General features: G+C 68.5%; 16 protein-coding genes, 1 tRNA gene, 1 rRNA gene and 1 other annotated feature. Of the genes, 9 read left to right on the top strand and 9 right to left on the bottom strand.

Annotated features, from left to right (window positions below):
• Positions 1-182: 182 nt before the first annotated feature.
• A 5S ribosomal RNA gene (gene rrf, locus FFS23_RS15595) occupies positions 183-297 on the top strand.
• Between the two features lie 122 nt (positions 298-419).
• Positions 420-496, top strand: a tRNA-Met gene (locus tag FFS23_RS15600).
• A 62-nt stretch (positions 497-558) separates the two neighbouring features.
• On the opposite strand, the gene FFS23_RS15605 is transcribed toward FFS23_RS15600, so the two are convergent.
• Positions 559-1,848 (bottom strand): SGNH/GDSL hydrolase family protein, encoded by a 1,290-nt coding sequence (locus FFS23_RS15605; RefSeq protein ID WP_249340709.1) that lies wholly within the window; start codon positions 1,846-1,848, stop codon positions 559-561.
• A 94-nt stretch (positions 1,849-1,942) separates the two neighbouring features.
• On the opposite strand from FFS23_RS15605, the gene FFS23_RS15610 reads away from it, so the two are divergent.
• Positions 1,943-4,396 carry a glycosyl hydrolase 115 family protein gene (locus tag FFS23_RS15610; protein WP_137899324.1) on the top strand — a complete coding sequence of 818 codons (2,454 nt, stop codon included), beginning with the start codon at positions 1,943-1,945 and terminating at the stop codon, positions 4,394-4,396.
• Between the two features lie 345 nt (positions 4,397-4,741).
• On the opposite strand, the gene FFS23_RS15615 is transcribed toward FFS23_RS15610, so the two are convergent.
• From FFS23_RS15615 to FFS23_RS15625, 3 genes are all read right to left on the bottom strand, one after another.
• The gene (locus tag FFS23_RS15615; RefSeq protein ID WP_137899325.1) at positions 4,742-5,884 is read right to left on the bottom strand and encodes an endo-1,4-beta-xylanase; all 1,143 of its coding nucleotides are present in this window, start codon (positions 5,882-5,884) and stop codon (positions 4,742-4,744) included.
• Positions 5,885-6,011: 127 nt separating this feature from the next.
• Complete coding sequence (locus tag FFS23_RS15620; protein WP_137899326.1) at positions 6,012-7,112, bottom strand: Ca2+-dependent phosphoinositide-specific phospholipase C; 1,101 nt, start codon at positions 7,110-7,112, stop codon at positions 6,012-6,014.
• A gap of 3 nt (positions 7,113-7,115) precedes the next feature.
• Positions 7,116-9,767 (bottom strand): TonB-dependent receptor, encoded by a 2,652-nt coding sequence (locus FFS23_RS15625; RefSeq protein ID WP_137899327.1) that lies wholly within the window; start codon positions 9,765-9,767, stop codon positions 7,116-7,118.
• 309 nt (positions 9,768-10,076) lie between these two features.
• Between FFS23_RS15625 and FFS23_RS15630 the strand changes: the two genes are divergently transcribed.
• The gene (locus FFS23_RS15630; protein WP_052075705.1) at positions 10,077-11,045 is read left to right on the top strand and encodes a ferritin-like domain-containing protein; all 969 of its coding nucleotides are present in this window, start codon (positions 10,077-10,079) and stop codon (positions 11,043-11,045) included.
• A 25-nt stretch (positions 11,046-11,070) separates the two neighbouring features.
• Positions 11,071-12,081 carry a ferritin-like domain-containing protein gene (locus tag FFS23_RS15635; RefSeq protein ID WP_137899328.1) on the top strand — a complete coding sequence of 337 codons (1,011 nt, stop codon included), beginning with the start codon at positions 11,071-11,073 and terminating at the stop codon, positions 12,079-12,081.
• Between the two features lie 9 nt (positions 12,082-12,090).
• On the opposite strand, the gene FFS23_RS15640 is transcribed toward FFS23_RS15635, so the two are convergent.
• From FFS23_RS15640 to FFS23_RS15660, 5 genes are all read right to left on the bottom strand, one after another.
• Positions 12,091-13,569: a SulP family inorganic anion transporter gene (locus FFS23_RS15640; protein WP_137899343.1), complete on the bottom strand. Its 1,479-nt coding sequence runs from the start codon at positions 13,567-13,569 to the stop codon at positions 12,091-12,093.
• 70 nt (positions 13,570-13,639) lie between these two features.
• Positions 13,640-13,695 (bottom strand) — a sequence feature (sul1 is cis-regulatory element that is thought to sense ions involved in sulfur or methionine metabolism; They are found in Alphaproteobacteria).
• Positions 13,696-13,744: 49 nt separating this feature from the next.
• Positions 13,745-15,427: an alpha-L-fucosidase gene (locus FFS23_RS15645; protein WP_137899329.1), complete on the bottom strand. Its 1,683-nt coding sequence runs from the start codon at positions 15,425-15,427 to the stop codon at positions 13,745-13,747.
• Positions 15,424-16,221, bottom strand: a complete 798-nt coding sequence (locus FFS23_RS15650; RefSeq protein WP_137899330.1) for an SGNH/GDSL hydrolase family protein — start codon at positions 16,219-16,221, stop codon at positions 15,424-15,426. Before FFS23_RS15650 ends, FFS23_RS15645 begins: the two co-directional genes overlap by 4 nt.
• Positions 16,221-17,021 carry a GDSL-type esterase/lipase family protein gene (locus FFS23_RS15655; RefSeq protein ID WP_137899331.1) on the bottom strand — a complete coding sequence of 267 codons (801 nt, stop codon included), beginning with the start codon at positions 17,019-17,021 and terminating at the stop codon, positions 16,221-16,223. Before FFS23_RS15655 ends, FFS23_RS15650 begins: the two co-directional genes overlap by 1 nt.
• An 8-nt stretch (positions 17,022-17,029) precedes the next feature.
• On the bottom strand, positions 17,030-17,812 hold the full coding sequence (locus tag FFS23_RS15660) for an IclR family transcriptional regulator (RefSeq protein ID WP_137899332.1): 783 nt from the start codon (positions 17,810-17,812) through the stop codon (positions 17,030-17,032).
• Between the two features lie 282 nt (positions 17,813-18,094).
• Between FFS23_RS15660 and fucP the strand changes: the two genes are divergently transcribed.
• Genes fucP through FFS23_RS15680 form a run of 4 tightly spaced genes read left to right on the top strand, consistent with a single transcriptional unit; the run spans position 18,095 to position 22,555 of the window.
• Complete coding sequence (gene fucP / locus FFS23_RS15665; protein ID WP_249340710.1) at positions 18,095-19,336, top strand: L-fucose:H+ symporter permease; 1,242 nt, start codon at positions 18,095-18,097, stop codon at positions 19,334-19,336.
• Entirely contained in the window at positions 19,333-20,619 is a 1,287-nt protein-coding gene (locus FFS23_RS15670) for an aldo/keto reductase (RefSeq protein ID WP_249340711.1), read from the top strand. The genes fucP and FFS23_RS15670 overlap by 4 nt, the downstream gene beginning before the upstream one ends.
• Positions 20,616-21,827: a UxaA family hydrolase gene (locus FFS23_RS15675; protein ID WP_038665152.1), complete on the top strand. Its 1,212-nt coding sequence runs from the start codon at positions 20,616-20,618 to the stop codon at positions 21,825-21,827. The genes FFS23_RS15670 and FFS23_RS15675 overlap by 4 nt, the downstream gene beginning before the upstream one ends.
• Positions 21,824-22,555 (top strand): SDR family oxidoreductase, encoded by a 732-nt coding sequence (locus FFS23_RS15680; protein WP_137899333.1) that lies wholly within the window; start codon positions 21,824-21,826, stop codon positions 22,553-22,555. The genes FFS23_RS15675 and FFS23_RS15680 overlap by 4 nt, the downstream gene beginning before the upstream one ends.
• Positions 22,556-22,618 lie beyond the last annotated feature (63 nt).

The following is a 22,618-nucleotide window of genomic DNA, read 5'->3' on the forward strand; positions in this document are numbered from 1 at the left end:
TCTCACACCATCAATGACAATCCTGGGTCACCAGCGAAACGTCAGCGACGGCGTGGATGATACAAGTCGAACGCCAGATTAAATACACATCCTCACAAAGGTGCATCGATTTTTAAAACCCGTCACAATGCAAATTGCGACGGGTTACCCCCAAGCCCGCTTCGCATCCGCCCGCTTCATTGCCTGGTGGCTATAGCGTCGGTGTCCCACCCGATCCCATCCCGAACTCGGCCGTGAAACCCGACTGCGCCAATGGTACTATCGCTCAAGCGATGGAAGAGTAGGTCGTCGCCAGGCATTGCAGCCGGCGGATACGAAGCAATACGCTTAGGGCAAAGAACCCATACACAATTCATCATCCGGTGACGGATGCCAACACCCCCGCCCAAACAGCGGGGGCGTTCGCGTCACAACCCTGTCGCGGGGTGGAGCAGCCCGGTAGCTCGTCAGGCTCATAACCTGAAGGTCACAGGTTCAAATCCTGTCCCCGCAACCAAATCTTACGAAAGCCCCGGCCGATAAGCCGGGGCTTTCTGCGTTTGGGGCACATCACAGTGGTCATCTCCGCCGATGGGCTCGTACGGCGCTCGCGCCGAACAGATGCAGCGGGACTGCTTCTCCCATCGCACGATAGCCCGCTTCGTTGGGATGAAGGTGATCGCCGCTGTCATAGGCCGGCAACAGCCGATCCGGATGCGCAGGGTCGCGGATCGCCGCGTCGAAGTCGATGACCGCGTCGAACACGGCCGACCGGCGGATCATCGCGTTGATCGCCTGCCGAGTGGCTTCGGTTTGCGCCGAGGCATGGTAATAATCGTTGCCGACGAGCGGGGTTATTGTCGCGCCGATCAACCGGATGCCATGTGAGCGCGTGCGGGCGGCGAGTTCGTGGTGGGATGCGGTGATTTCGGCGATCAAGGCACGCTGCGTGGCGGCGTTTGCGGGGGCGTCGCGGGTCAGGACGCCGAGGTCGTTCACGCCCTCCAGCACGATCGCATAGCGGACGTTCGGCCGCGCGATGACGTCACGATCGAAGCGCGCCATGAGGCTGGGACCGTTGCCGTCGAGCAGGATGCGGTTGCCGCCGATCCCGGCATTGACCACCGAGAGGCCCGCCGTCCCCGGGTTCGCAGCGAGGCGGCGGGCAAAGACGTCGGTCCAACGCGCGTTACCGTCGTCGCGAACGCCGCGGCCGTCGGTGATCGAATCGCCGATCGCGACGATCGCGCCTGCCGTGCCGCCGCCGGCGACCTCGACGTCGGCGAGATCCCACCAGCCGCCAATCTTTTCGGGCGCCGCCAGCGTCGCGGCCGCACTCTGGTCGCCGCGCACGAGGAAGGTCGTCGCGCGCGCGCCGGGGTGGCCGGTATGACGCGTCGCCGGCTTGGGCAGGAACAGGCTGATCGCCAGATCATCACCGGCCTGCGTCGCCAGCGGCACCGGATCCAAATAGATTTCCGCGCCAGCGGGGATGGTGGTCGCGGTGGCGCCGTTGAAGGTCAGCGCGCGATTGCCGGTGACCTGCGGCTGGCCCGGTACGCCCCGCGCCAGCCGCGCCGCACCGATGCGTAGCGGCGTGTCGCCCATCACGTTGGAGAGGCGGACGCGGACCATCGTGCCGCCAGCGGAGAGATGGACGATCTGGCGGATCGTCACCGGACCGAGCGCCGCGATCCGCTCGGCATCCGCCGCGGTGGCCAGCATCTGCGCCGACCCCCAGGCGGGGACCCAGCGTAACGACGGCACCGCGCGCGCCGCGGGCCGCGGATGGAGCGACTGCGACGATCCGCCGGTTGCCAGTCCAGCCAGGACGATCGTCATCGTCGCAAAGCGCCACCGTTTCGTCATTCGCCGCTCCTGATCGCCATCCTCTTGTCCGAGGCTTCGTGTTAGCGTTATCACCAAGTGACGTACCGCGACAACCGGCGGACGGGGAGAGGATATGCAGCTGCAGCGGATCATGATGGCGATGCTCGCCGCGGCCAGTCCGGCTGCGGCCGCCGCGGCGATACCGGATTGTGCAGGGCCGGTAACGGTGTGCATGCGCGCGGCACCGGGTGCGGTCGCGCTGCTCGCGCCGGGGCGGCCGACGCTGATCGCGGTCGATGCCGGCGAGGATGCCGGGGTGCGGCGCGCGGCGGATGACCTGGTCGACGATCTCGTCGCGGTCGGTGGCGGCGCCGTGCGGCTGGTGGGCAAGGCGGACGCCGGCACCACGGTTATCGCCGGGACGCTCGGCAGCCCGCTGGTCGGAGCGCTGATCCGCGCCGGTAAGATCGACGTCCGCGGTCTCGACGGGCAATGGGAGGGCTATGTCGAGCAGGTGGTGGAGCGGCCGCTGCCGGGTGTCGATCGCGCGCTGGTGATCGTCGGTGCCGATCGGCGCGGCACGATCTTCGGCCTCTACGACATCAGCGCCAAGGCGGGCGTCAGCCCGTGGACCTGGTGGGCCGACGTGCCCGCGCAACGGCATCCGACGCTCTATCTCACCGCCGGCCGCGTCGCCGACCATCCGGTGGTCAAATATCGCGGCATCTTCATCAACGACGAGGAGCCGGCGTTCGGCGGCTGGGCGCGCGCGCGGTTCGGCGGGGTCAACCATCTCGCCTATGAGAAACTGTTCACGCTGCTGCTACGCGCCAAGGCCAATTTCCTGTGGCCGGCGATGTGGGGCAAGTCGCTGTGGCAGGACGATCCCGCCTCGGCGCCGCTCGCGCGTGAAATGGGTGTGATCCTCGGCACCTCGCATCACGAACCAATGGAGCGTGCCAATATCGAATGGCAGCGGCAGGGTGGCGGCCCATGGGATTATACCCGCAACGCCGAGCGGCTGCGCGCCTTCTGGCGGGCGGGGATCGCGCGGCGCGGCGTGTCGGAGGACCCGGTGACGATCGGCATGCGCGGCGACGGCGACGAGCCGATGACGCAGGGCACCGCGATCGGCCTGTTGCAGCGGATCATCGCCGACCAGCGCCGTACCATCGCCGAGGTGACCGGCAAGCCCGCCGCCGCCACGCCGCAGGTCTGGGCGCTCTACAAGGAAGTGCAGGATTATTACGATCAGGGGATGCGCGTTCCCGACGACGTCACCCTGCTGTTCGCCGACGACAATTGGGGCAACATCCGCCGACTGCCGGTGCCGGGCGAACAGCGCGCGGGCGGGGCCGGCGTCTATTATCATTTCGATTACGTCGGCGGCCCGCGCAACTACAAATGGCTCGACACCAATGCAGTGCCGCGGGTCTGGCAGCAGATGGCGATGGCGCACCAGTTCGGCGCCGACCGGCTGTGGATCGTCAACGTCGGCGACCTCAAGCCGATGGAATATGCGACCAGCTTCTTCCTGGCGATGGCGTGGGACCCCGATCGGATGACCGAGGCGGCGATGCAGGCCTATCCGGCGCGCTGGGCGGCGCAGCAATTCGGTGCGGCGCAGGGACCGGCGATCGGCGCGCTGATCGTCGAATACGGCCGGCTCGCCAGCCGCCGCAAGCCCGAGCTGATCGATGCCGATACCTATGCCGGGACCGCGGGCGGCTGGGCGCGCGTGCTCGGCGAATGGACTGCGCTGGCGGCGCGCGCGGGGCGGCTGGCTGCGGCGATCCCGACGGAGCGGCGCGATGCCTATGACGAACTGGTGCTGCACCGGATCGATGCGATGACCAACCTGCATCGGCTTTACGCCGCGGTCGCCGCCAATCGCCGTGCGGCGCAGGCCGGCGATGCCGCGGCGACGGCGCGCTGGGCGACGGCGGCGCCCGGCTATTTCGCCGAGGATGCCGCGCTGCGCCGCCGCTACGAAGGCCTGGCCGGCGGCAAATGGCCGGAGATGATGGCGCAGACGCATATCGGCTATACCGGCTGGCAGCAGCCCGACGTGGACGTGATGCCGGCGCTGGCGACGGTGGCGGCGCCGCTGCCGGTGCCTGCGATGGCCACGCCGCCGCTGCGGAGCATCGCCGCGGATGCGGGCCGGGCGATCGACGGCGCCGGCGTCCGCTGGCAGCGGGTGGCGGGCTTCACCGCCGCGGGCGCGGCGATGATCGCGACGCCGGCGACCGCGCCGGCGATCGAGCGGCCGGGCGGGGCCGGGCCGCAGCTCGCTTATGCGATCGACCTGCCGGCGGGGGCACGCCGCTTCGACGTGGTCGCCGCGCCGGGGCTCGACGTGCGCGGCACCGGGCGTCATCGGGTGGCGCTGTCGCTGGACGGCGGTGCGCCGGTGATCGTCGACCTGCTCGCCGGCGAAACCGAGGCGCGCTGGGGCAAGGCGGTCGCCGACAATCGCCGCGTCGCCGGCGCGACGCTGCCGGTGACGCGTGCGGGGCGGCACGTGCTGCATGTCTGGCTGGTCGACCCGCAAGTGGTGATCGAGGGGATCGAGGTGGCGGGCTAGGAGGGGTTGAGATTCCGTCGGATTCTCCCTTTGATGGACAGGGCTAACCCATATGAGCTTTGTTGTGGATCCGCCGTGATCCACCCCGCGGCGAGGGAAAGGCTTGATGCGACACCGTTCTCCCGCGGCCCGGTGGACCCCGGAACCAGTCCGGGGTGACGGATCCGATGAGGAAACCGATCGAACCTCATGACTCGCGACATGCGATTGCGCTCCCTCGGCGGAAGGAGTTGAGCCAAACCCTGAAGGTCGTTCCGCCCCAACGTCACCCGGATCAAGTCCGGGTAACGGCCGGATGTGTCGCGGTCGCGGCGCCGATGGGCGCCGATCGGTGTGGGCGCGGGGTCACCGCATCGGTGCGGCCGCCAGTGCCGCGGCGATCGCGGCGCGCATCGGTTTGGGGTGGAGTGCGACGTCATAGGGGGTCGGGCGGCGCTTGACGCCGTCCGGGCGCGGTTCGAAGCCTTCGATCCAGCTGTGCGCGTCGCTCAATCCCCAGCACAATATGTCGCGCAGCTTGGGATAGGACAAAGTGATGTCGAGATAGGCGCAGGTGAAATCGGCGATGGCGCGGTCGCGCGGCGGAATCGCGGCGGGCAGATGGTTGTCGCGGACGTCGAGTTCGGTGATCAGCAGGCCATAGCCCATCGCCGTCACCGCATCGAGGAAGCGTCGCCAGTCGCCCTCCAGCCGCGCGACCGCCGCACCGGTATCGATCCCCTGGGTGACGAGGTGCGACTGGACGCCGAGCGCGTCGACCGGCACGCCCCGCCGCCGGAAGCCTTCGAGCAGGCGTAGCACCCCGTCGCGATGCGCGGCGTTGCCCGGCTCCCAGCTCATATAATCGTTGTAGACGAGCTGCGCCTGCGGCGCCGCCGCCCGCGCGGTGTGGAAGGCGAGATCGAGCGTCGCCTCCGGGCCGCCCAACGCCTTCGACAGGCTGGTGTCGTAGAGCTTGCCGTCTTCCGGCCGCACCGCTTCGTTGACGACGTCGTAGCTGGCGATGCGCCGGCCGTAGCGGTCGACGACGGTGCGGATATGGGTGGTCAGCAGCGCTTCGGCGGCGGCATGCGGCTGCGCGCCGAAATCATAATCGTTGAGCCAGCGCGGAAACCATTTCGGCTGGTGCCACAGCAGATTGTGGCCGCGCACCGCGAGATGCTCGCGTTCGGCCCAGGCCATGATCGCGTCGAAATGCGCGAAGGCGAAGGTGGTCGGCGTCGGGCGGAGATGCTGCCACTTCATCTCGTTCTCGGCGACGATCAGGCCGCATTGCGCCGCGATCAGCCGCGCATAGGCTGGATCGGCGACGGGCACGCCGTCGCGGCCGCCCGCCTGCCACGGCACCGCCGTGCCGAAGCGCAGCCCGCGCCGCGCCGCAATGCCCTGCAGACTGGCGGGGGCCGCGGCGGCGGCGAGCGGCGCGGCGGCAGCGACCGCCGCGGTCGCGACGGCACCGGCGAGCAGCTCGCGGCGTGACGGGGGCATAAGCAATCCTCTCGATCGTTGTTAGCGCGATCATTCGCGCTGGCGGTGCTTTGGTCAAGTCACCGTGGCGCGGAGAAAAACCGTGTTTTGCCCGTATCTTGCGGCGCGGATCGGGGCGGCGGGCGGATCAGGGGGCGAGGCGGCAGGCGGCGATGCGTACCGGGTTGCAGCGGGCCATCTCACCACCGGGCAAGGTGACGCGGAAGGCGAGGTGGGCGGGATCGGGCGCGCCGGGGTAATAATCGGTGCTCACCGCCTGCGCGCCGCTCGTCGCGGCGGCGGCGGCCTTGCGGAGGTCGTGCGCGCGCGCCTCGACGGTGTTGGCGTCGGTGCGGGTGCGGACGATCAGCCCCTGCGCGACCCAATGGCGGATCGCGGCGCCATCGACCAGCGGGTCCTGCACGATCTCGATTGCCGCCTCGGGCTGATCGTCGCGATACCAGCCGAACATCGCGCGGCCGGCGAGCGAGGGGTGGCCGGCGCGATAGACGGCGGAGACCGCGTCGCGGACGTCGAGCAGGACGTAGACGCGGCCGCGCGTCGATTCGAGCGACGGCCAGCCGCGGGTGGTGACCGCGGCGTGCAGCGTGGCGGCGGTACCGCGCACCTCGTCCGGCGTGATCAGGCGCTTGCCGGGCAATGCGGCGCGGATCTCGGCGTCGAGCGCGTCGAGCAGCCCGGCATCGTCGAGCGGCAGCGGCGGGCTGATCCGCGTATCCCTGCCCGGCGTGTCGGCGGCGTTGATCGTGACCATGATCGGCAGGTGGCGCGGATGCGCGCGCGACCAGGCGTCGATCTCGCCGAGGCAGCGGCGCAGCGTCACGCAGGTCGAGAGATAGTCGACGTCGGGGATGTGGAAGACCTTGAAGCCCGGGCGCAGCATCGCCGGCCGGTCGAAACCGGTCGCCTCACCCGCGGCGCGGGCGATGCCCTCGCCCTTGGGATCGGCGTAGCGGCCGCCCGCCGGATCGGCGAAGACGTCGACCTCGAGCTGGCGCACGCCCGCGTCGAGCTGGCGGGCGAGCGGCAGGTGGTAATAATCGAGCGCCTCGGCGAGCTTCGGGTCGGCGGCGCGCAGCCGGGCCATCACCGCCGCCGGGATGCGTGCCTTGAAGCTGTTGTGCGAGCCGACGACCTGGATGTCGTTCATCGCCCGCGGCCGCCGTTCGGCGGCGCTGCCCAATGTGGCGAGCGCCAGCAACGGCAAAGCGAGGGTGCGGAGCCGCATCGATCAGAACTCCGCGCGCGCGCCGAACAGGATCGTCCGGCCGTAATAATTGATCTCGCCGAAGCGCAGCGTGTCGTCATTGTAGGTATAGGCGCGGGCACCGGCGAGGTTGATGCCCTCGACGCTGAACATCAGCTGCGGGGTGACGCGCAGCGACAGATTGCCGTCGAGCGAGCCGAACGGCGCGGTGAAGGTCGGCGCCTGGCTGGTGCTGCCGGTGCCCGACAGATATTTGTCGCGCCAGACATAGGACAGGCGGGCGGACACCGGACCGTAATCGTAGAAGCCGACGAGATTGTAGCTCTGCTTCGACAGGCCGAGCATCTCGTTGCGCAGCACGCGGTTGCCGGCGGTGTAGTTCGCCTCCACCGAGGTGTGCGTATAGGACGCCTGGACGCCGAGGCCGTCGAGCGGCTTGGGCAGGAAGGTGAAGACCTGATTGTAGGCGGCCTCGAAGCCGTAGACCTTCGCCTTGCCGCCGTTGACCGAGGTGCTGAGCAGCACGGTGCCGCGGTTGGGAATGTCGATATTGACGTTCTGCGCCGTGATATAGTCGTCGAGGTTCTTGTAGAAGAGCGCGCCGGTGAGCGCGCCGCGACGGTTGAAATACCATTCGAGCGAGCCGTCGAACTGGGTCGCGAGGAACGGGTTGAGCTGCGGGTTGCCGCCGCTCGCGGTCGCCGCGTCGGTCGAGACGGTGATGCGCGGTGCGGTGTCGGTGATGTTGGGGCGGGTCAGCACGCGGCTCGCGGCGAGGCGGGCGACGAGCTTCGGCGTCAGCTCGGCACGCAGGTTGAAGCTCGGCAGTATGTTGTCGAACGTCTTGGGATAGCTGACCGCCTGGGGGGTGCTGCCGGTGGTCAGGGTGCCGCTCGCGACCTGATCGGTGTGGACGTAGCGCGCGCCGATATTGCCCGTCACCTCGACCGAACCGAGCATCACGCCGTAATCGGCGCGGACATAAGCGGCGGCGATCTTCTCGCTGGTGACGAACGACGACCGCCGGTCTGCTGGCAAAAGCTCAGCATTGGCGATCGCCGGGGTGAACAGCGCGTCGTAATAGGCCTTGGTGACGGGGACGAGCCAGGTGCGCGGGCTGTTGCCGGTGACGCCGGCGAGGAAGTCGTCATAGGGCAGTTGCTGATAGGCGCCCGAGCCGAGCACCGACAGCGGCTGGCCCTTGACCGTGTCGATCAGATAGTCGCGACGGCGATAATCGCGCTTGCGCCAGTGATATTCGCCGCCCGCCGCGATCTTGCGGAGCAGGCCGTCGCCGACGTCATAGCCGAGGTCGGCGCGGCCGTAGGCGTCCCAATCCTTGCTGTTCTTGGGCGCGATGTTGAAGGTGGTGACGGCATAGTTCGCCGGATTGGTCAGGTCGCGCGTCGTGGTGAGCGTCGGCAGCACCTTGTAGCCGCCCGAGGCGTCATAGGTCAGCGGCGCGATGAACTGCGCGCGGCTGCGCACCGTGCCCTCGGCATTGCTCGGGTGGTAGCTGTGCGCGGTCGACCAGCTGCCGTCGGCCGAGGCGTGCCAGCGACCCTGGTCGAAGCTCTGGCGCAGCGCGACGGTGAGCAGGTCGTGGCGGTTGAGGCTGTATTCGCGCGACGCCATGAAGCGCGCGTTGTTGATCGTCGCGCCGACCACGGTGTTGCCGCTGATCTTGGTCGAGCCGGGAACGATGGCGGCCGGATTTTTCTTGTCGCCGGAATCGTCGGGATAGATGTCGATGCCGAATTCGTCATAGGCGACGTCGAGCCGCGTCGCGATCACGTCGAGCGTGGTGCGCAGGGCGGGCGTCGGCTGCCATTGCGCGGAGACGATGCCCGACAGGCGCTTGCGATCCTCCGTCTCGATCGTCGGGCGCGTGCGCGTCGGCGTGTACAGGCCGCTCGCGCTGCCGAGCAGATTGGTGTTCCAGCCGAAGTTCATGAAGCGGTCGTTGCGGACCTGCTTGCCCCAATATTGCGCGCCGGCGAGGATGCCGAACGTCTCGTCCGGGCTGCGGTAGCTGGTCAGCAGCGTGGCATTGGGCTCGACGCGGTGCGTCTGCGCGGTGAAGGTGTAGCGCGAATTCAGCGTCGTGCGCGTGCCGATATCGAGCGGGTGGAAGGTCTTGACGTCGATATTGCCGCCGAGCGCGCCCTCGTTCATGTCCGGCGTCGGCGTCTTGACGACGTCGATGCTCGAGACGAACTCGGCGGGCAGCATCTCGAAGCGGAACTGGCGGCCGTTGGCACCGCCGTTCTCGATCAGGTCGTTGAGCGCGACGGTGCGGCCGTTGACCAAGGTGTTCTGGAACTGCGGACCGAGGCCGCGAACGCTGACGTACAGCCCCTCGCCGCGCGGGCGGGTGATCGCGACGCCGGGCACCACCTGCAACGCCTCGGCGACGTTCTGCGCCGGGAATTTGCCGATGTCGGTCGAGGCGATCGAATCGAGGCCGTAGGCGGCCTTGCGTTTGGCCTCGGTGGCGGTGGCGATGCTGCGCGCATAGCTGCCGGTGACGACGATCTCGCCGTCCTGCTCCGCATCGCCCGTCGGCGCGTCGGTGGTGCTGGTCGGATTGGTCTGTGCGAGCGCGGCCGGCGTGGCGAGCAGCGCCGCGAGCGTGAGCGGCAGCGTGGCGCCGATCAGGCGCGAAGTACGAAGCATGTGTAGTCCCCCTGGCGTTATGCCGTTCGCCACGCCGCTAGGTGGCTAAGGTTACAGGCCAAAGTAGTACCAATTTCATTTCGATGACGGAGGCGGCTTTGGGTACTTAGCTGCGCCGCACAATTATCGTGATTAAAATATAGTCCGAGACAGACATAATTCTTGCGCTTGCGCTCGACATCGCAACAACGGCGGGTGGCATATTGATCGACATCTATACGACCAAACAGTTTGGGGCCGATGCGATAATGCTGGAACGGAACCGGCGATTGAATGTTGCTGCTCTCAACACAAAGGGGAGTTCTCAGCGTGAGTCACGATGTCAGTCCGATCGACGCGCTTGCGGCGCATGCCGAACAGCGCAAGGACCGAAGGGCCTTCTTCAAGGCGGCAGTAGGGGCGGCGGCCGTCGGGGCCGGCGCCTTTTTGGTAAGCAATCCCGCGCAGGCGCAGACCCTGACCGATGCGGACATTCTCAACTTCGCGTTGAACCTCGAATATCTCGAGGCGAACTTCTATTATTATGCCGTCTACGGTCGTGGCATCCCCGCGACGTCGATCACCGGCGTCGGTACGCCGGTCGCGGCGACGGGCGGCAAGCAGGTCATTTTCCAGGATTCGCTGCTCGCTGAAATGGCACGCGAGATCGCCGAAGACGAACTCGCCCACGTCAATTTCCTCCGCACGGCGTTGGGATCGGCCGCGGTCGCCCAGCCCGCGATCGACATTGGCGTTTCGGCGACCAGCGCGTTCAGCGTCGCGGCACAGGCGGCGACGCTCGTCCCGGCCGGCGGCGTCTTCGATCCCTATGCGTCGGATCTCGCCTTCCTCTATGGCGCGTTCCTGTTCGAGGACGTCGGCGTCACCGCCTATAAGGGCGCCTCGTCGCTGCTGACCAACAAGACCTATCTCGATGCCGCGGCCGGCATCCTCGCCGCCGAAGCCTATCACGCCAGCATGATCCGCACGACGATCGATCAACTCGGCGGCAATGCCGGGCTTAAGGCATCGACGATCCGCGGCGATACCGAGCTCGTCTCGAACGCGCGCGACAGCCTCGACGGCACCAGCGACCTCGACCAGGGCATCGCCTATGTCAGCTCGGGTGCCGGCGATACCTCGAACATCGCGCCTACCGACGGCAACGGCATCGCTTTCGGTCGTACGACCGGGCAGGTCCTCAACATCGTCTACCTGAACAAGGCTCAGGTCACCGCCGGCGGCTTCTTCCCGTCCGGTGTCAACGGCACCATCCGCAGCAGCGCCAACAACGCCTGAGCCTCGGGTTCAAAGGGGATATCCTATGATCGATCGTGAAACGCTTCTCGAAGTGTTCGACATCGCCGAGCGCCGGCGGAACGAACGCCGCCGCTTCATCAAGATGGCGGGCACCGCCGTCGCCGCGACCGCCGGAGCTTCGATGCTCGCGGCCTGTGGCAATGATGACGACCAATATGCGCCGCCGGTCACGCCGACGCCCTCGCCGACCCCGACTGCGGGCCTTCCCGCAGGCGATGTCGACGTGCTGAACTTCGCGCTGAACCTCGAATATCTCGAGGCGAATTATTATACCTTCGCGGCGTTCGGCAGCGGCATCAACTCGACGGTACAGACCGGAACCGGCACCCAGGGTACGGTAACCGGTGGCGCCAAAGTGCCGTTCGCCGATGCTTCGGTCGCGGCCTATGCCCGCGAGATCGCCGCGGACGAGAATCAGCACGTCGCGTTCCTGCGCCAGCAGCTTGGTTCGTCGGCGGTGGCGATGCCCGCGATCAACATCGATGGCGGCGCCAATGGCGCATTCACCGCCGCGGCGCGTGCCGCCGGCGTGGTCGGCGCGACGGGGACGTTCAATCCCTATGCGTCGGACGAGAACTGGCTGCTCGGCGGCATGCTGCTGTCCGACGTCGGCGTCACCGCCTATAAGGGATCGGCGTCGCTGATCTCGAACAAGGTCATTCTCGACGCGGCGGCCGGCATCCTTGCGGTGGAGGCCTATCATTCGGGCCTGTTGCGCACGTTGCTGTACCGCAAGGGGCTGGCGATGCCGGCGCTGCGGACCAACGCAGACCTGATCTCCAATGCCCGCGACACCGTCGACAACGGCTTCGACGACGATCAGGGGATCAGCCCGACGACGATCAACGGCGGCGCGGCATCGAACATCGTGCCCGCGGACAGCAACGGCATCGTATTCGGCCGGACGGCGGGCGACGTGCTCAACGTCGCCTACCTCAACGCCGGTGCGGTGAGCAGCGGCGGCTTCTTCCCGGCCGGCGTCAACGGCAACATCAAGACCTCGACCGCCGCATAACGGCAGGGGTCAGGTCGCCGGCACGCGCATCGCCTGCGCGTGCCGGTCGACCAGCACCGCGCTTGCCGCGTTGAGGCCGACCACCTCCACGGCGATGCCGTGGCGGCGCATTCTGGTCACCACCTCTTCGAGCGCACCGACCGCGGTCACGTCCCACAGGTGCGCCTGCGTCAGGTCGATGCGGACGTGCCGGGCGGTATCCGCCAGATCGAACCGGTCAGCGAAGATCTCCGCACTGGCGAAGAAGATCTGCCCGGCGACGCGATAGTCGCGCGTATCCGTCGCCGCATCATAGGCGACCGTCACCTGCATCAGCCGGGTGACCTTGAAGGCGAAGAAGACGCCGCTCAGCAGCACGCCGACCGCCACCCCCGCCGACAGGTCGTGTGTCGTCACGGTCACCGCGACGGTGGCGAGCATTACCGCGCCCGACGTCTTGGGATGGCGGACGAGGTCGCGCAGCGATCCCCAGGAGAAGGTGCTGATCGACACCATGATCATGATCGCGACCAGCGCCGCGACCGGCACCTGCGCGACCCAAGGGCGCAGCGGCACCATGACGACGAGCAGGAACACGCCGGCGACCAGCGTCGACAGCCGGCCGCGCCCGCCATAGCGGACGTTGCCGACGGTCTGGCCGACCATGCCGCAGCCGGCGATGCCGCCGAACAGTCCGGCGGCGATATTGGCGAGGCCGAGCCCGCTGCACTCGCGTGCCTTCGAACTGGTCGTCTCGGTAAGGTCGTCGACGACGCTGGCGGTCATCATCGATTCGAGCAGGCCGACCGCGGCCATCGCCAACGCATAAGGCGCGACGATCGTCAGCGTCTGCCAGTCGAGGGGCACCGATGGCCAGCCGAACAGCGGCAGCGAGGCGGGCAGGCGGCCGAGGTCGGCGATCGTGCGCAGCGGCATCGGCAGCGCGATGCTGATCGCGGTCAGCACGACGATGCAGATCAACGGCGACGGGATGACGTTGGTCACGCGCGGCGCCAGATAGATGATCGCGAGGCCGAGGCCGATCATCGCATAAGTGTGCCAGTCGACGCCGATCAGCTGCGGCAGCTGCGCCGAGAAGATCAGGATCGCCAGCGCGTTGACGAAACCGGTGCGCACCGAGCGCGAGACGAAGCGCATCAGTACGTCGAGCTTGAGCAGCCCGAACGCGACCTGGAACAGGCCGGCGAGCAGGGTCGCGGCGAGGAGATAGTGGAGACCGTGCGCGTGGACGAGCGCGGCGGCGACGAGCGCGACCGAGCCGGCGGCACCCGAGATCATCGCAGGGCGGCCGCCGGCGATCGCGATGACGATGCCCATGACGAAGGAGGCGAACAGGCCGACTTCGGGATCGATGCCGGCGACGAAGGAGAAAGCGATGACCTCCGGGATCAGTGCGAAGGTGCCGACCATGCCGGCGAGCACGTCGCGGCGCGCGCCGGCGGCGCTCGAAAACCATTCGGCGCGGTAACGGGACAGGGAAAGACTAATCATGACGTAGAAATCCGCATGACCGCTCCGGCGCCGCCGGCGGCGACGCGTCAATGTTCGGGAGCGGTTGCGTTGTCCGGCGGATCGGCGGCCGGAATAGCCACCCGGAATTGCACCGGGTCCAGGCGAATGCCGGCCGCCTAGACCGATCCGTGCTGCAGCGCAATAGGCGGGCTCAGTCGACCAGGCCGGGCCCCTCGACGATCAGCGCCAGCCCGATGGCGTGGCGTGCGGCGGCGGGCAGTCGTACCTCCAGTGCGTCGCCGGTGCGGGTGAAGGGCAGCGGCGCACTGCTGCCGGGCAACGACACGCGGCGCACCTCGCCGCGACCGACCGGATTGTCGAGGCCGAGCAGGGTCAGCCGCGCGACGCCGTCCGCGGGCCAGCCGAGCACCAGCGCGTGCAGCGCCTTGCCGCGGGTGACGTAGCGGATGTCGCGCGCGGTATAACCGGTGTCGCGGCCGCCTTCCGAGAAGCTGCCCGCGCCGGCGCCACCCGGCCCCTCGCCGTGGATGCGCCACGGGCGGGTGGCATAGATCGCCGCGCCGTTGATCCGCATCCACGCGCCGATCTCCCCGACGATCTGGCGTTCGCGCGCATCGATCGTGCCGTCGCCCTTGATCGGCACGCTGAGCATCATGTTGCCGTTCTTCGACACGACGTCGCACAATGTGTGCAGCACCTTGGCGGGGGTCTTGTAGAGGTTCTCGCGCTCATATTGCGCGCCGTAGAACCAATTGCCGAGGCAGGTCTCGGTCTGCCACGGATAGGGGTCGATGAAGCTCTTCTGCCCTCGCTCGACGACGTCGACGAGGCCCATGCGGCGCTGCGGCGGCGTCTCCTTGGCGGTGACGACGCCCTCCAGCCGGCCGCCGTGGCGCGCCATGTTGCGGTTGTAGAAATAGGCGGCGATGTCGAGCCCGGCCTGTTGCAGCGGCAGATCGTGATTGTCGAAATAGAGCATGTCGGGCTCGTATCTGTCGATCAGCTCGCGGCAGCGCAGGGTCCAGCGGCGGACATAGTCGGGATCGGGCGGCACGCCCTCGTTCCACAATCCGTCGGTGGCGGCGTGCCAAGCACCGGCTTCGGCGAGCGAGCCGATGCCGTCGGGCATCGCCATCGACGCGCCCGTGTAGAGCTGTTGCGGGTCGAGCCCGTCCCACCATGCGCCGCGGCCCTGCGCGCGGGTCAGCGTCGCGGCGTCGTAGCGCTGGCCGCGACGCGGGCCGACGGGATCGTAGCCATAGGCGGGCTGGTTCCAGTGCCAGGCGTGGGCGCTGTGGTTGGAGACGGCGAAGCGCAGCCCGCGCTCGCGCGCAAGCTTCGCCCAGATGCCGACGATGTCCTTCTTCGGCCCAATGCGGGTCGAGTTCCACGGCTGGTGCGTCGAGGCGAAACAGTCGAGATTGTCGTGATGGTTGGCGAGCGCCATGAAATAGCGCGCGCCCGCGCCCTTGTAGAGGTCGAGCAGCTCGGCCGGGTCCCAATGTTCGGCGCGCCACCGGTTCTGGATCTGCATGAAACCGGTGTCGGCGGGATGGCCGTAGGTCTTCAGGTGATGGTCGTAGGTCGGGTGGCCCTGAAGGTACATGTTGCGCGCGTACCAATCGTCACCGATGCCGGGGACCGAGGGCGCCGCCCAATGCGCCCAGATGCCGAACTTGGCGTCGCGGAACCAGTCGGGAGCGGAATAGCCGGCGGCGAGCGACTCCCAGTCGGCGGTGAAGCGTGGCGGCGGCGCGACCTTGGCCGGGCGCAGCGCCGCGTGCGGCGGCGCGGCGGCGGCGATGCCCGGTGTCGCCTGGGCGAGGCCGAGTGCGGCGCTGCCGGTGAGGAAGCCGCGGCGATCGACGCTCATCGACCGCCACCCAGCGTCTTGTCGACCGCGGCGAGCGCGAGCGGACGCATCACCGCATAGCCCGCCGGGGTCGGATGGACGCCGTCGCTGGCGAGGCCGGGCTTCATGCCGCCCTCCGCCGTGGTCAGCGCGGCGTGATAGTCGACGTAGGTGTAGCCATGCGCCCTGGCATAGCCGCGCAGCCAGCGGTTGAAGGCGAGGATCTGCGGCGCCGGGCGCTTCTCCGGACTCCACGGAAAGGCGGCGGCGGGCGGGATCGAGGCGAGGATCACCTTGATGCCGTGCGCGTGCGCCAGCTCCGCCATCGTCTCGATATTGCCCTGCACCGTCTCCACCGTCGCGGCGCCGGTGTTGCCGGCGATATCGTTGGTGCCGGCCATGATGTGCACCGCCTTGGGGCGGAGCGCGATCACGTCTTGGCGGAAGCGCAGCAGCATCTGCGGCGTGGTCTGGCCACTGATGCCGCGATCGACGAGGCCGTGCGTGAACAGCGACGGATCGGCGCCGATCCAATTGTCGGTGATCGAATCGCCCATGAAGACGACACGTGCCGGCTCGGTCAGCGCGGCATTCTGTGCGCGATAGCGACAGAGCTGGCCGTGGTCGCGCGTCAGCATATGGAGGTTCCACATCTGCCAGCCCTGGCCGTCGGCGGGTTTGGGGTGGGCGGGGCACGGATCGGCGACGATGCCGACGGGGTCGCCGGCATAGGGATCGCCGGGCACGTTGGTCTGCGCCGAGACGGCGGAGGCCGTCAGGCACAGGCCGGCGGCGAGAAGCTTGGGATAGCGCATCAGGAGGTCCTCTTCGTCTTGCTGGCCAGCGCGGCCGCGATTGCGGCGCGGGCGACCGGCGCCATGCGGGCGTAGCCGGCGGCGAGCGGATGGATGCCGTCGACGGTATAGTCTTGGCGCATCAGCCCCTTGTCGTCGGCGAGCGCGGTTTCGTAATCGGCGAAGGCATAGCCGCGCCGCTTGCAGAAGCCGCGTAGCCATTGGTTGAGTGCGTGCAATTCGGCGGGCTTGCGCTCGCGCACCACGTCGCGCGCGGCGGGGGTGTAATCGTTGACCGGCAGCAGCGCGCCGAACACCACCGCGATACCGTGGCGGTCGGCGATGTCGGCCATCGCCTGCCAATGGTCCTCGATCTGCTCGGGGGTCTCGCGTTGCAGCACGCCCTGCACGTCGTTGACGCCGGCGAGGATCACCACGGCCGCGGGCCGCAGGGCCACGACGTCGGGCAGGAAGCGCAGCAGCAATTGCGCGGTTACCTGCCCGCCGATGCCGCGATTGACATAGGGCTGGCGGGGGAAGCTGGCGGCGAGATCCCAGCGGTCGGTTATGGAGTCGCCGAGGAAGACGACGCGCTGCTCACCAGCGCGCGGCGGTGGCAGCGCCGCATTGGCGGGCGCGTAGAGATAGCGTTCGCCGAAATCCTCCATCAGCACCGGCACCAGCCGCGCGCGATAGGGACCGAGCCACGGACCCCAATCCTTCTCGACTGCAGTGCGACGTGGCGGCGCGCTCAGATAGTCGCGCCCCTGCGCGCCGCTGGCGAGCAGCAGCGCCGCCAGCGTGAACGGGATGGCCGCCATCCGGCGGTTCATGCGGTCTCGGCCGTGCCGGCGAGATCGCCGAGCGCTGGATCGAGCGCCGCGGCAATGGTCGCGGCGGCGGCGCGCAGCACGTCCTGCGTTTGGGCGATCGGTACCAGGCTGCCGGGGCCGTCGACGAACGGCACGGTGAGCGCGGCGCGGGCGGCGCCGAACGACAGGATCGGGACGGACAGATCGGTGATGCCGTTGAGCAGCGGGCTCGGCGACGTGCCGCCGCCTGCGGCGAGGATCGCGGCGAGCTGGGTGGCGAGCGCGGCGTCGTCGATCGTGTCACCGGTGGCGCGAACCTCGTCGAGCATCGCCGCACGCGTGTCCTCGGGCTGGAAGGCGAGCAGGATGCGGCCCGAGGCGGAGCGGTGGAGTGGCCGGCGATAGCCGACGCGCACCGCAAAGCCGGAGAGGCCCGGCGCCTCGACCCCGGCGATCGCCACCATCTCCGCGCCCGAGACGACGACGAGGTGGCAGCTCTGCCCGGTTTGGCGGGCCAGCGTCCGCATCACCGGCAGCGCGGTGGAGACGAGATCGCGCACCGGCGGCTGTCCCATGCTGAGCGCGAAGAGCCGGTTGGTGAGCCGATAGCCGTCGTCGCCGCGCGCGATGTAGCGATGCGCCTCGAGCACCTGCAGCATCCGGAAGATCTCGCTGACCGAGCGGCCGAGCGCGGTCGAGACGTCCGACATGGTGAGCGGCGCGCTCGACGCGGCGAGCAGCTCGAGGATTTCGAGCCCCTTGGTCAATGCGGGCGCCTGATAGCGCACTTTGGTCGTCATATGCCCTCCCCCGGGTCGTCATTCTTACGTTGCGGCTTGCCGCCGTTCTTCCGTCCACCCGTCACCCGTTCCCGGGGGCCACCGGGGAGGTGACGGAGCAATTGGGCGACGCCGTGTCCCTCGTCCCGTCGCTTCGCCATCCCACCCCGTAAGTGAGCAGCGTGGCAAGGAAAATCCGCAGATGAAAGTGATTTTTACATTTCATATCGCGGCGGGAGGGCATAGACCCTCGGTCAAATCCCGCGAACCGCGACCGTTCGTGGAGAGAGTGGGAGAGGTTTAATGAACCCGAGCGTCGCCGTACAGGACGATGATGGCGCAATGCCCGCCGGTCGCGGCGCGCTGCTGCTGACGATCGGCCTGTTTTTCCTGTGGGGCATGGCCAACAATCTCAACGACATCCTGATCGCACATTTCCGTGCGGTGTTCACGTTGAGCGATCTGCAATCGGGCCTCGTCCAGTCGGCCTTCTACCTCGGCTATTTCTGCTTCGCGATTCCCGGCGCGATCGTGATGCAGCGGTTCGGCTACAAGACCGCGGTGGTGCAGGGGCTGGTGCTGTTCGGCATCGGTGCCTTGCTGTTCTGGCCGGCGTCGCTGATGCTGAGCTACGGCTTCTTCCTGCTCGCGCTGTTCGTCATCGCCAGCGGCCTCGCCTTCCTCGAAACCGCGGCCAATCCGATGGTCGCCGCGCTCGGCAGCGCGGAGACCGCGGAGCGGCGGCTCAACCTCGCGCAGGCATTCAATCCGTTGGGCTCGATCGCCGGCGTGACGCTCGGCGCGACCTTCATCCTCGCCGACGAGCGCGCGGGCGACGTCGCCGCCGCCTCGGCGGTGCGGCTGCCGTATCTCGTCATCGCCTTGCTCGTCTTCGCCTGGGCGGCGGTGATCGTCGTCACGCGCTTTCCCGCGGTCGCGACGCGGCCCAGCGAACCCGAGGCACGCACGCCCGGCGCCTATCGCAAATTGCTGGCGTCGCCGCGCTATCTCGCCGGGGTGGGCACGCAATTCCTCTACGTCGGCGCGCAGGTCGGGGTGTGGAGTTTCCTCATCCGCTATGTCGCGGTCGAGCTGCCGTCGCTCGGCACGCAGCGCGCGGCGTGGCTGCTGACGCTGTCGCTGGCGTTGTTCATGGCCGGACGGTTCGTCGGCGCGGCGCTGATGGCGCGTATTTCGGGCGCGCGGTTGATGCTGATCTTCGCAGCCGTCGATGCATTGCTGTGCGCGGTTGCCGCATTCGTCGGCGGGCCGGTCGGCGTGGCGGCGCTGGTGCTGTCGAGCGCGCTGATGTCGATCATGTATCCGACGATCTTCGTGCTGACGCTGCGCGGGCTCGGACCGCTGACCAAGCCGGGGGCGTCGCTGCTGGTGATGGCGATCATCGGCGGCGCGGTGCTGACCGCGGTGATGGGCTATGTCTCCGACATCGGGTCGATCCGCTTCGCGATGCTGGTGCCCGCCGCCTGTTTCGTCGGCGTCGCGCTGTTCGCGCGACTGCATCGCGGCACGGCGGTGACGGCGTGAGCGTGGCCGCGCTGCCGCGTTTCGGCATGGGAACCGCGGCGATCGGTAATCTCTATCGCGTCGTCGGCGATGACGAGGCGATGGCGACGGTCGCCGCGGCGCTCGCGGCCGGGATCGCCTATTTCGACACCGCGCCGCATTATGGCTTCGGCCTTGCCGAGCGGCGGCTGGGGGCGGCGCTCGCCGCGCACGACCCGGCGGGGCGGGCGCTGGTCTCGACCAAGGTCGGGCGGCTGCTGGTACCGACCGAAGCGCAGGGCACCCGGCACGGCTTCGTCGATGCCGATCCGTTCGAGCCGGCGTTCGATTACGGTGCGGACGGCATCCGTGCGTCGTTCGCGGCGAGCCTCGCGCGGCTGCAACGCGAGCGCGTCGGCCTGTTGTTCGCGCACGATCTCGGCCGGATGACGCATGGCGACGATCATCCCCGCCATCTCGACGCCTTCCTCGACGGCGGGCATGCGGCGATGGTTGGCTTGAAGGAGGCCGGCGCGGTCGGGGGAATCGGCATCGGCGTCAACGAGATCGCGGTGTGCGACGAATTGCTCGACCACGTCGATCTCGACGTCATCCTGCTCGCCGGACGCTATACGCTGCTCGACCGCAGCGCGGCGCGGCTGCTCGATCGCTGCGCCGAGCGCGGCGTGCGGGTGATCGTCGGCGGCCCGTACAATAGCGGTATCCTCGCCGCCGACCCCGCCGAGGCCGATCCGCAGCGGCTGCATTACGATTACGCCGCGCCCGACGCGGCGATCGTCGCGCGGACCCGGGCGCTCGCCGCCGCCTGTGCGCAGGCGGGGGTGGCGCTGCCGACCGCGGCGTTGCATTTCCCGCTGCGCCACCCGGCGGTCGCCTGCGTCGTCGCCGGGCTGGTCGGCGAGGATCAGGTCGCGGCGATGGTGGCGCGGATCGCGACGCCGGTGCCCGCCGCCGCCTGGCCGCTGCTCGATCCCCTCCCGCAACCGGAGCCGACGTCTACCGTGACCAACCAGTTGATCCTGCTCCACCCCGACGACAACGTCCTGATCTGCGTCGCGCCGATCGCGGCGGGCGACGTGCTGCCGATCGGCGGCGGCACCGTGCCAGCGCGCGAGGGCATCACCGTCGGCCACAAGATCGCGCGGCATCGCCTCGCGCTGGGCGACAAGGTCATCAAATATGGCGCGCCGATCGGGTCGATGACCGCGGCGGCCGATACCGGCGATTGGGTCCATATGCACAATATGAAAAGCGACTATATCGCCAGCCACACGCGCGTGACGATGACCGAGGCACGGGCATGATCCGCGGCTATGCGCGCGCCGACGGCCGCAAGGGCATCCGCAACACCGTCGCGGTCGCCTATCTTGTCGAATGCGCGCATCACGTCGCGCGGCGGATCGTCGACAAGGCGGACGATCCCGACGTCCATCTGATCGGCTTTCCCGGCTGCTATCCCAATGCCTATGCCGCCAAGGTGATGGAGGCGGTGGCGACACATCCCAACGTCGGCGGACTGGTGATCGTCTCGCTCGGCTGCGAGAGCTTCGATCGCGAGCGGCTGCAGGCGCTGGTCGCGGCGAGCGGGCGGCCGGCCGAGCTGCTCGTCATCCAGCAGACGGGCGGCACCGCCGCGACGATCGCCGCCGGCCTCGCCGCGGTGGCACGCGTGCAGGCGGAGATCGCCGGTGTGGAGCGCGTGGCGATGGGGATCGATGAATTGGTCGTCGGCACGATCTGCGGCGGCTCGGACGGCACCAGCGGCATCACCGCCAATCCGGCGGTCGGCCGCGCCTTCGATACGCTCGTCGGCGCCGGCGCGACCTGCATCTTCGAGGAGACGGGTGAACTCGTCGGCTGCGAGGGGATCATGGCCGATCGCGCGATCACCCCCGAACTGGGCGAGGAATTGATCGCCAGCGTCGCCAAGGCCGAACGTTACTATACGATCATGGGCTTCGGCAGCTTCGCCCCCGGCAATGCCGAGGGCGGGCTGACGACGCAGGAAGAGAAATCGATGGGGGCCTATTCCAAATCGGGCTCCTCGCCGATCAGCGGCATCATCAAGCCCGGCGACGTGCCGCCGGCGGGCGGGCTGTATCTGCTCGACGTGGTGCCCGACGGCGAGCCGCGCTTCGGCTTCCCCAACATCTCCGACAATGCGGAGATCGTCGAGATGATCGCGTCGGGCTGTCACCTGACGATCTTCACCACCGGGCGCGGCTCCGTGGTGGGATCGGCGATCGCGCCGGTCATCAAGGTGTGCGCCAATCCCGAGACCGCGCGCCGCCTCGCCGCCGACATGGACATCAACGCCGGCCGTATCCTGGAAGGCGCGGCGACGCTGGACGAGGTGGGCGCCGAGATCGTCGATGCGGTGCTTGCCGTCGCGGGCGGGCAGCGCAGCGTCTCCGAAGAGCTGGGCCATCGCGAATTCATCCTCACCTACAAGGCTTTCGACCCGATCGGCCCGGCCTGCCTGCCGATCGCCCAACGCAGGACTGCAGCATGAGTAAACGACTGGATGGCAAGGTGGCTTTGGTCACCGCAGCGGCGCGCGGCATCGGCCGCGCGACGGCGGAGCGATTCGCCGCCGAGGGGGCGCGGGTGATCGCCACCGACCGCGACCTCGACGCGCTCGACGGGATCGTCGGTTGCGAGACGCGCGCGCTCGACGTCACCGACGGCGCGGCGGTGACCGCGCTGGCGGCGGAGATCGGGCGGATCGACGTGCTCGCTAACGTCGCCGGCATCGTCCACGCCGGCACCATCCTCGATTGCAGCGAGGCGGAATGGGATCAGGCGATCGCGATCAACATGACCGCGATGTATCGCACCGTCCGCGCCTTCCTGCCGGCGATGCTGGCGGGCGGCGGCGGCGCGATCGTCAACGTCTCGTCGATCGCCAGCTCGGTGAAGGGCATTCCCAACCGCTTCGCTTACGGCGCGACCAAGGCGGGCGTCATCGGCCTGACCAAGGCGGTCGCCGCCGATTTCGTCGGCCAGGGCATTCGCTGCAACGCGATCTGCCCCGGCACGATCGACACGCCGTCGTTGCAGCAGCGGCTGCACGACACCGGAGATTATGCGGCGGCGCAGGCGGCATTCATCGCGCGCCAGCCGATGGGGCGGCTCGGCCGGGCCGAGGAGATCGCCGCGCTGGCCTTGTATCTGGCGAGCGACGAGGCGGCGTTCACCACCGGCGCGGTGCATGTCATCGACGGCGGCTGGGTGAACTGAGCGGCGGACCGTCCTCGATCGGCATGGCGGCTAAACCGCGGATGAACGCCGCATTCCGGCTCG

It is taken from the genome of Sphingomonas sp. 2SG (genome assembly GCF_005503285.1).
In the GTDB taxonomy this organism is placed as follows: Bacteria; Pseudomonadota; Alphaproteobacteria; order Sphingomonadales; family Sphingomonadaceae; genus Sphingomonas; species Sphingomonas taxi.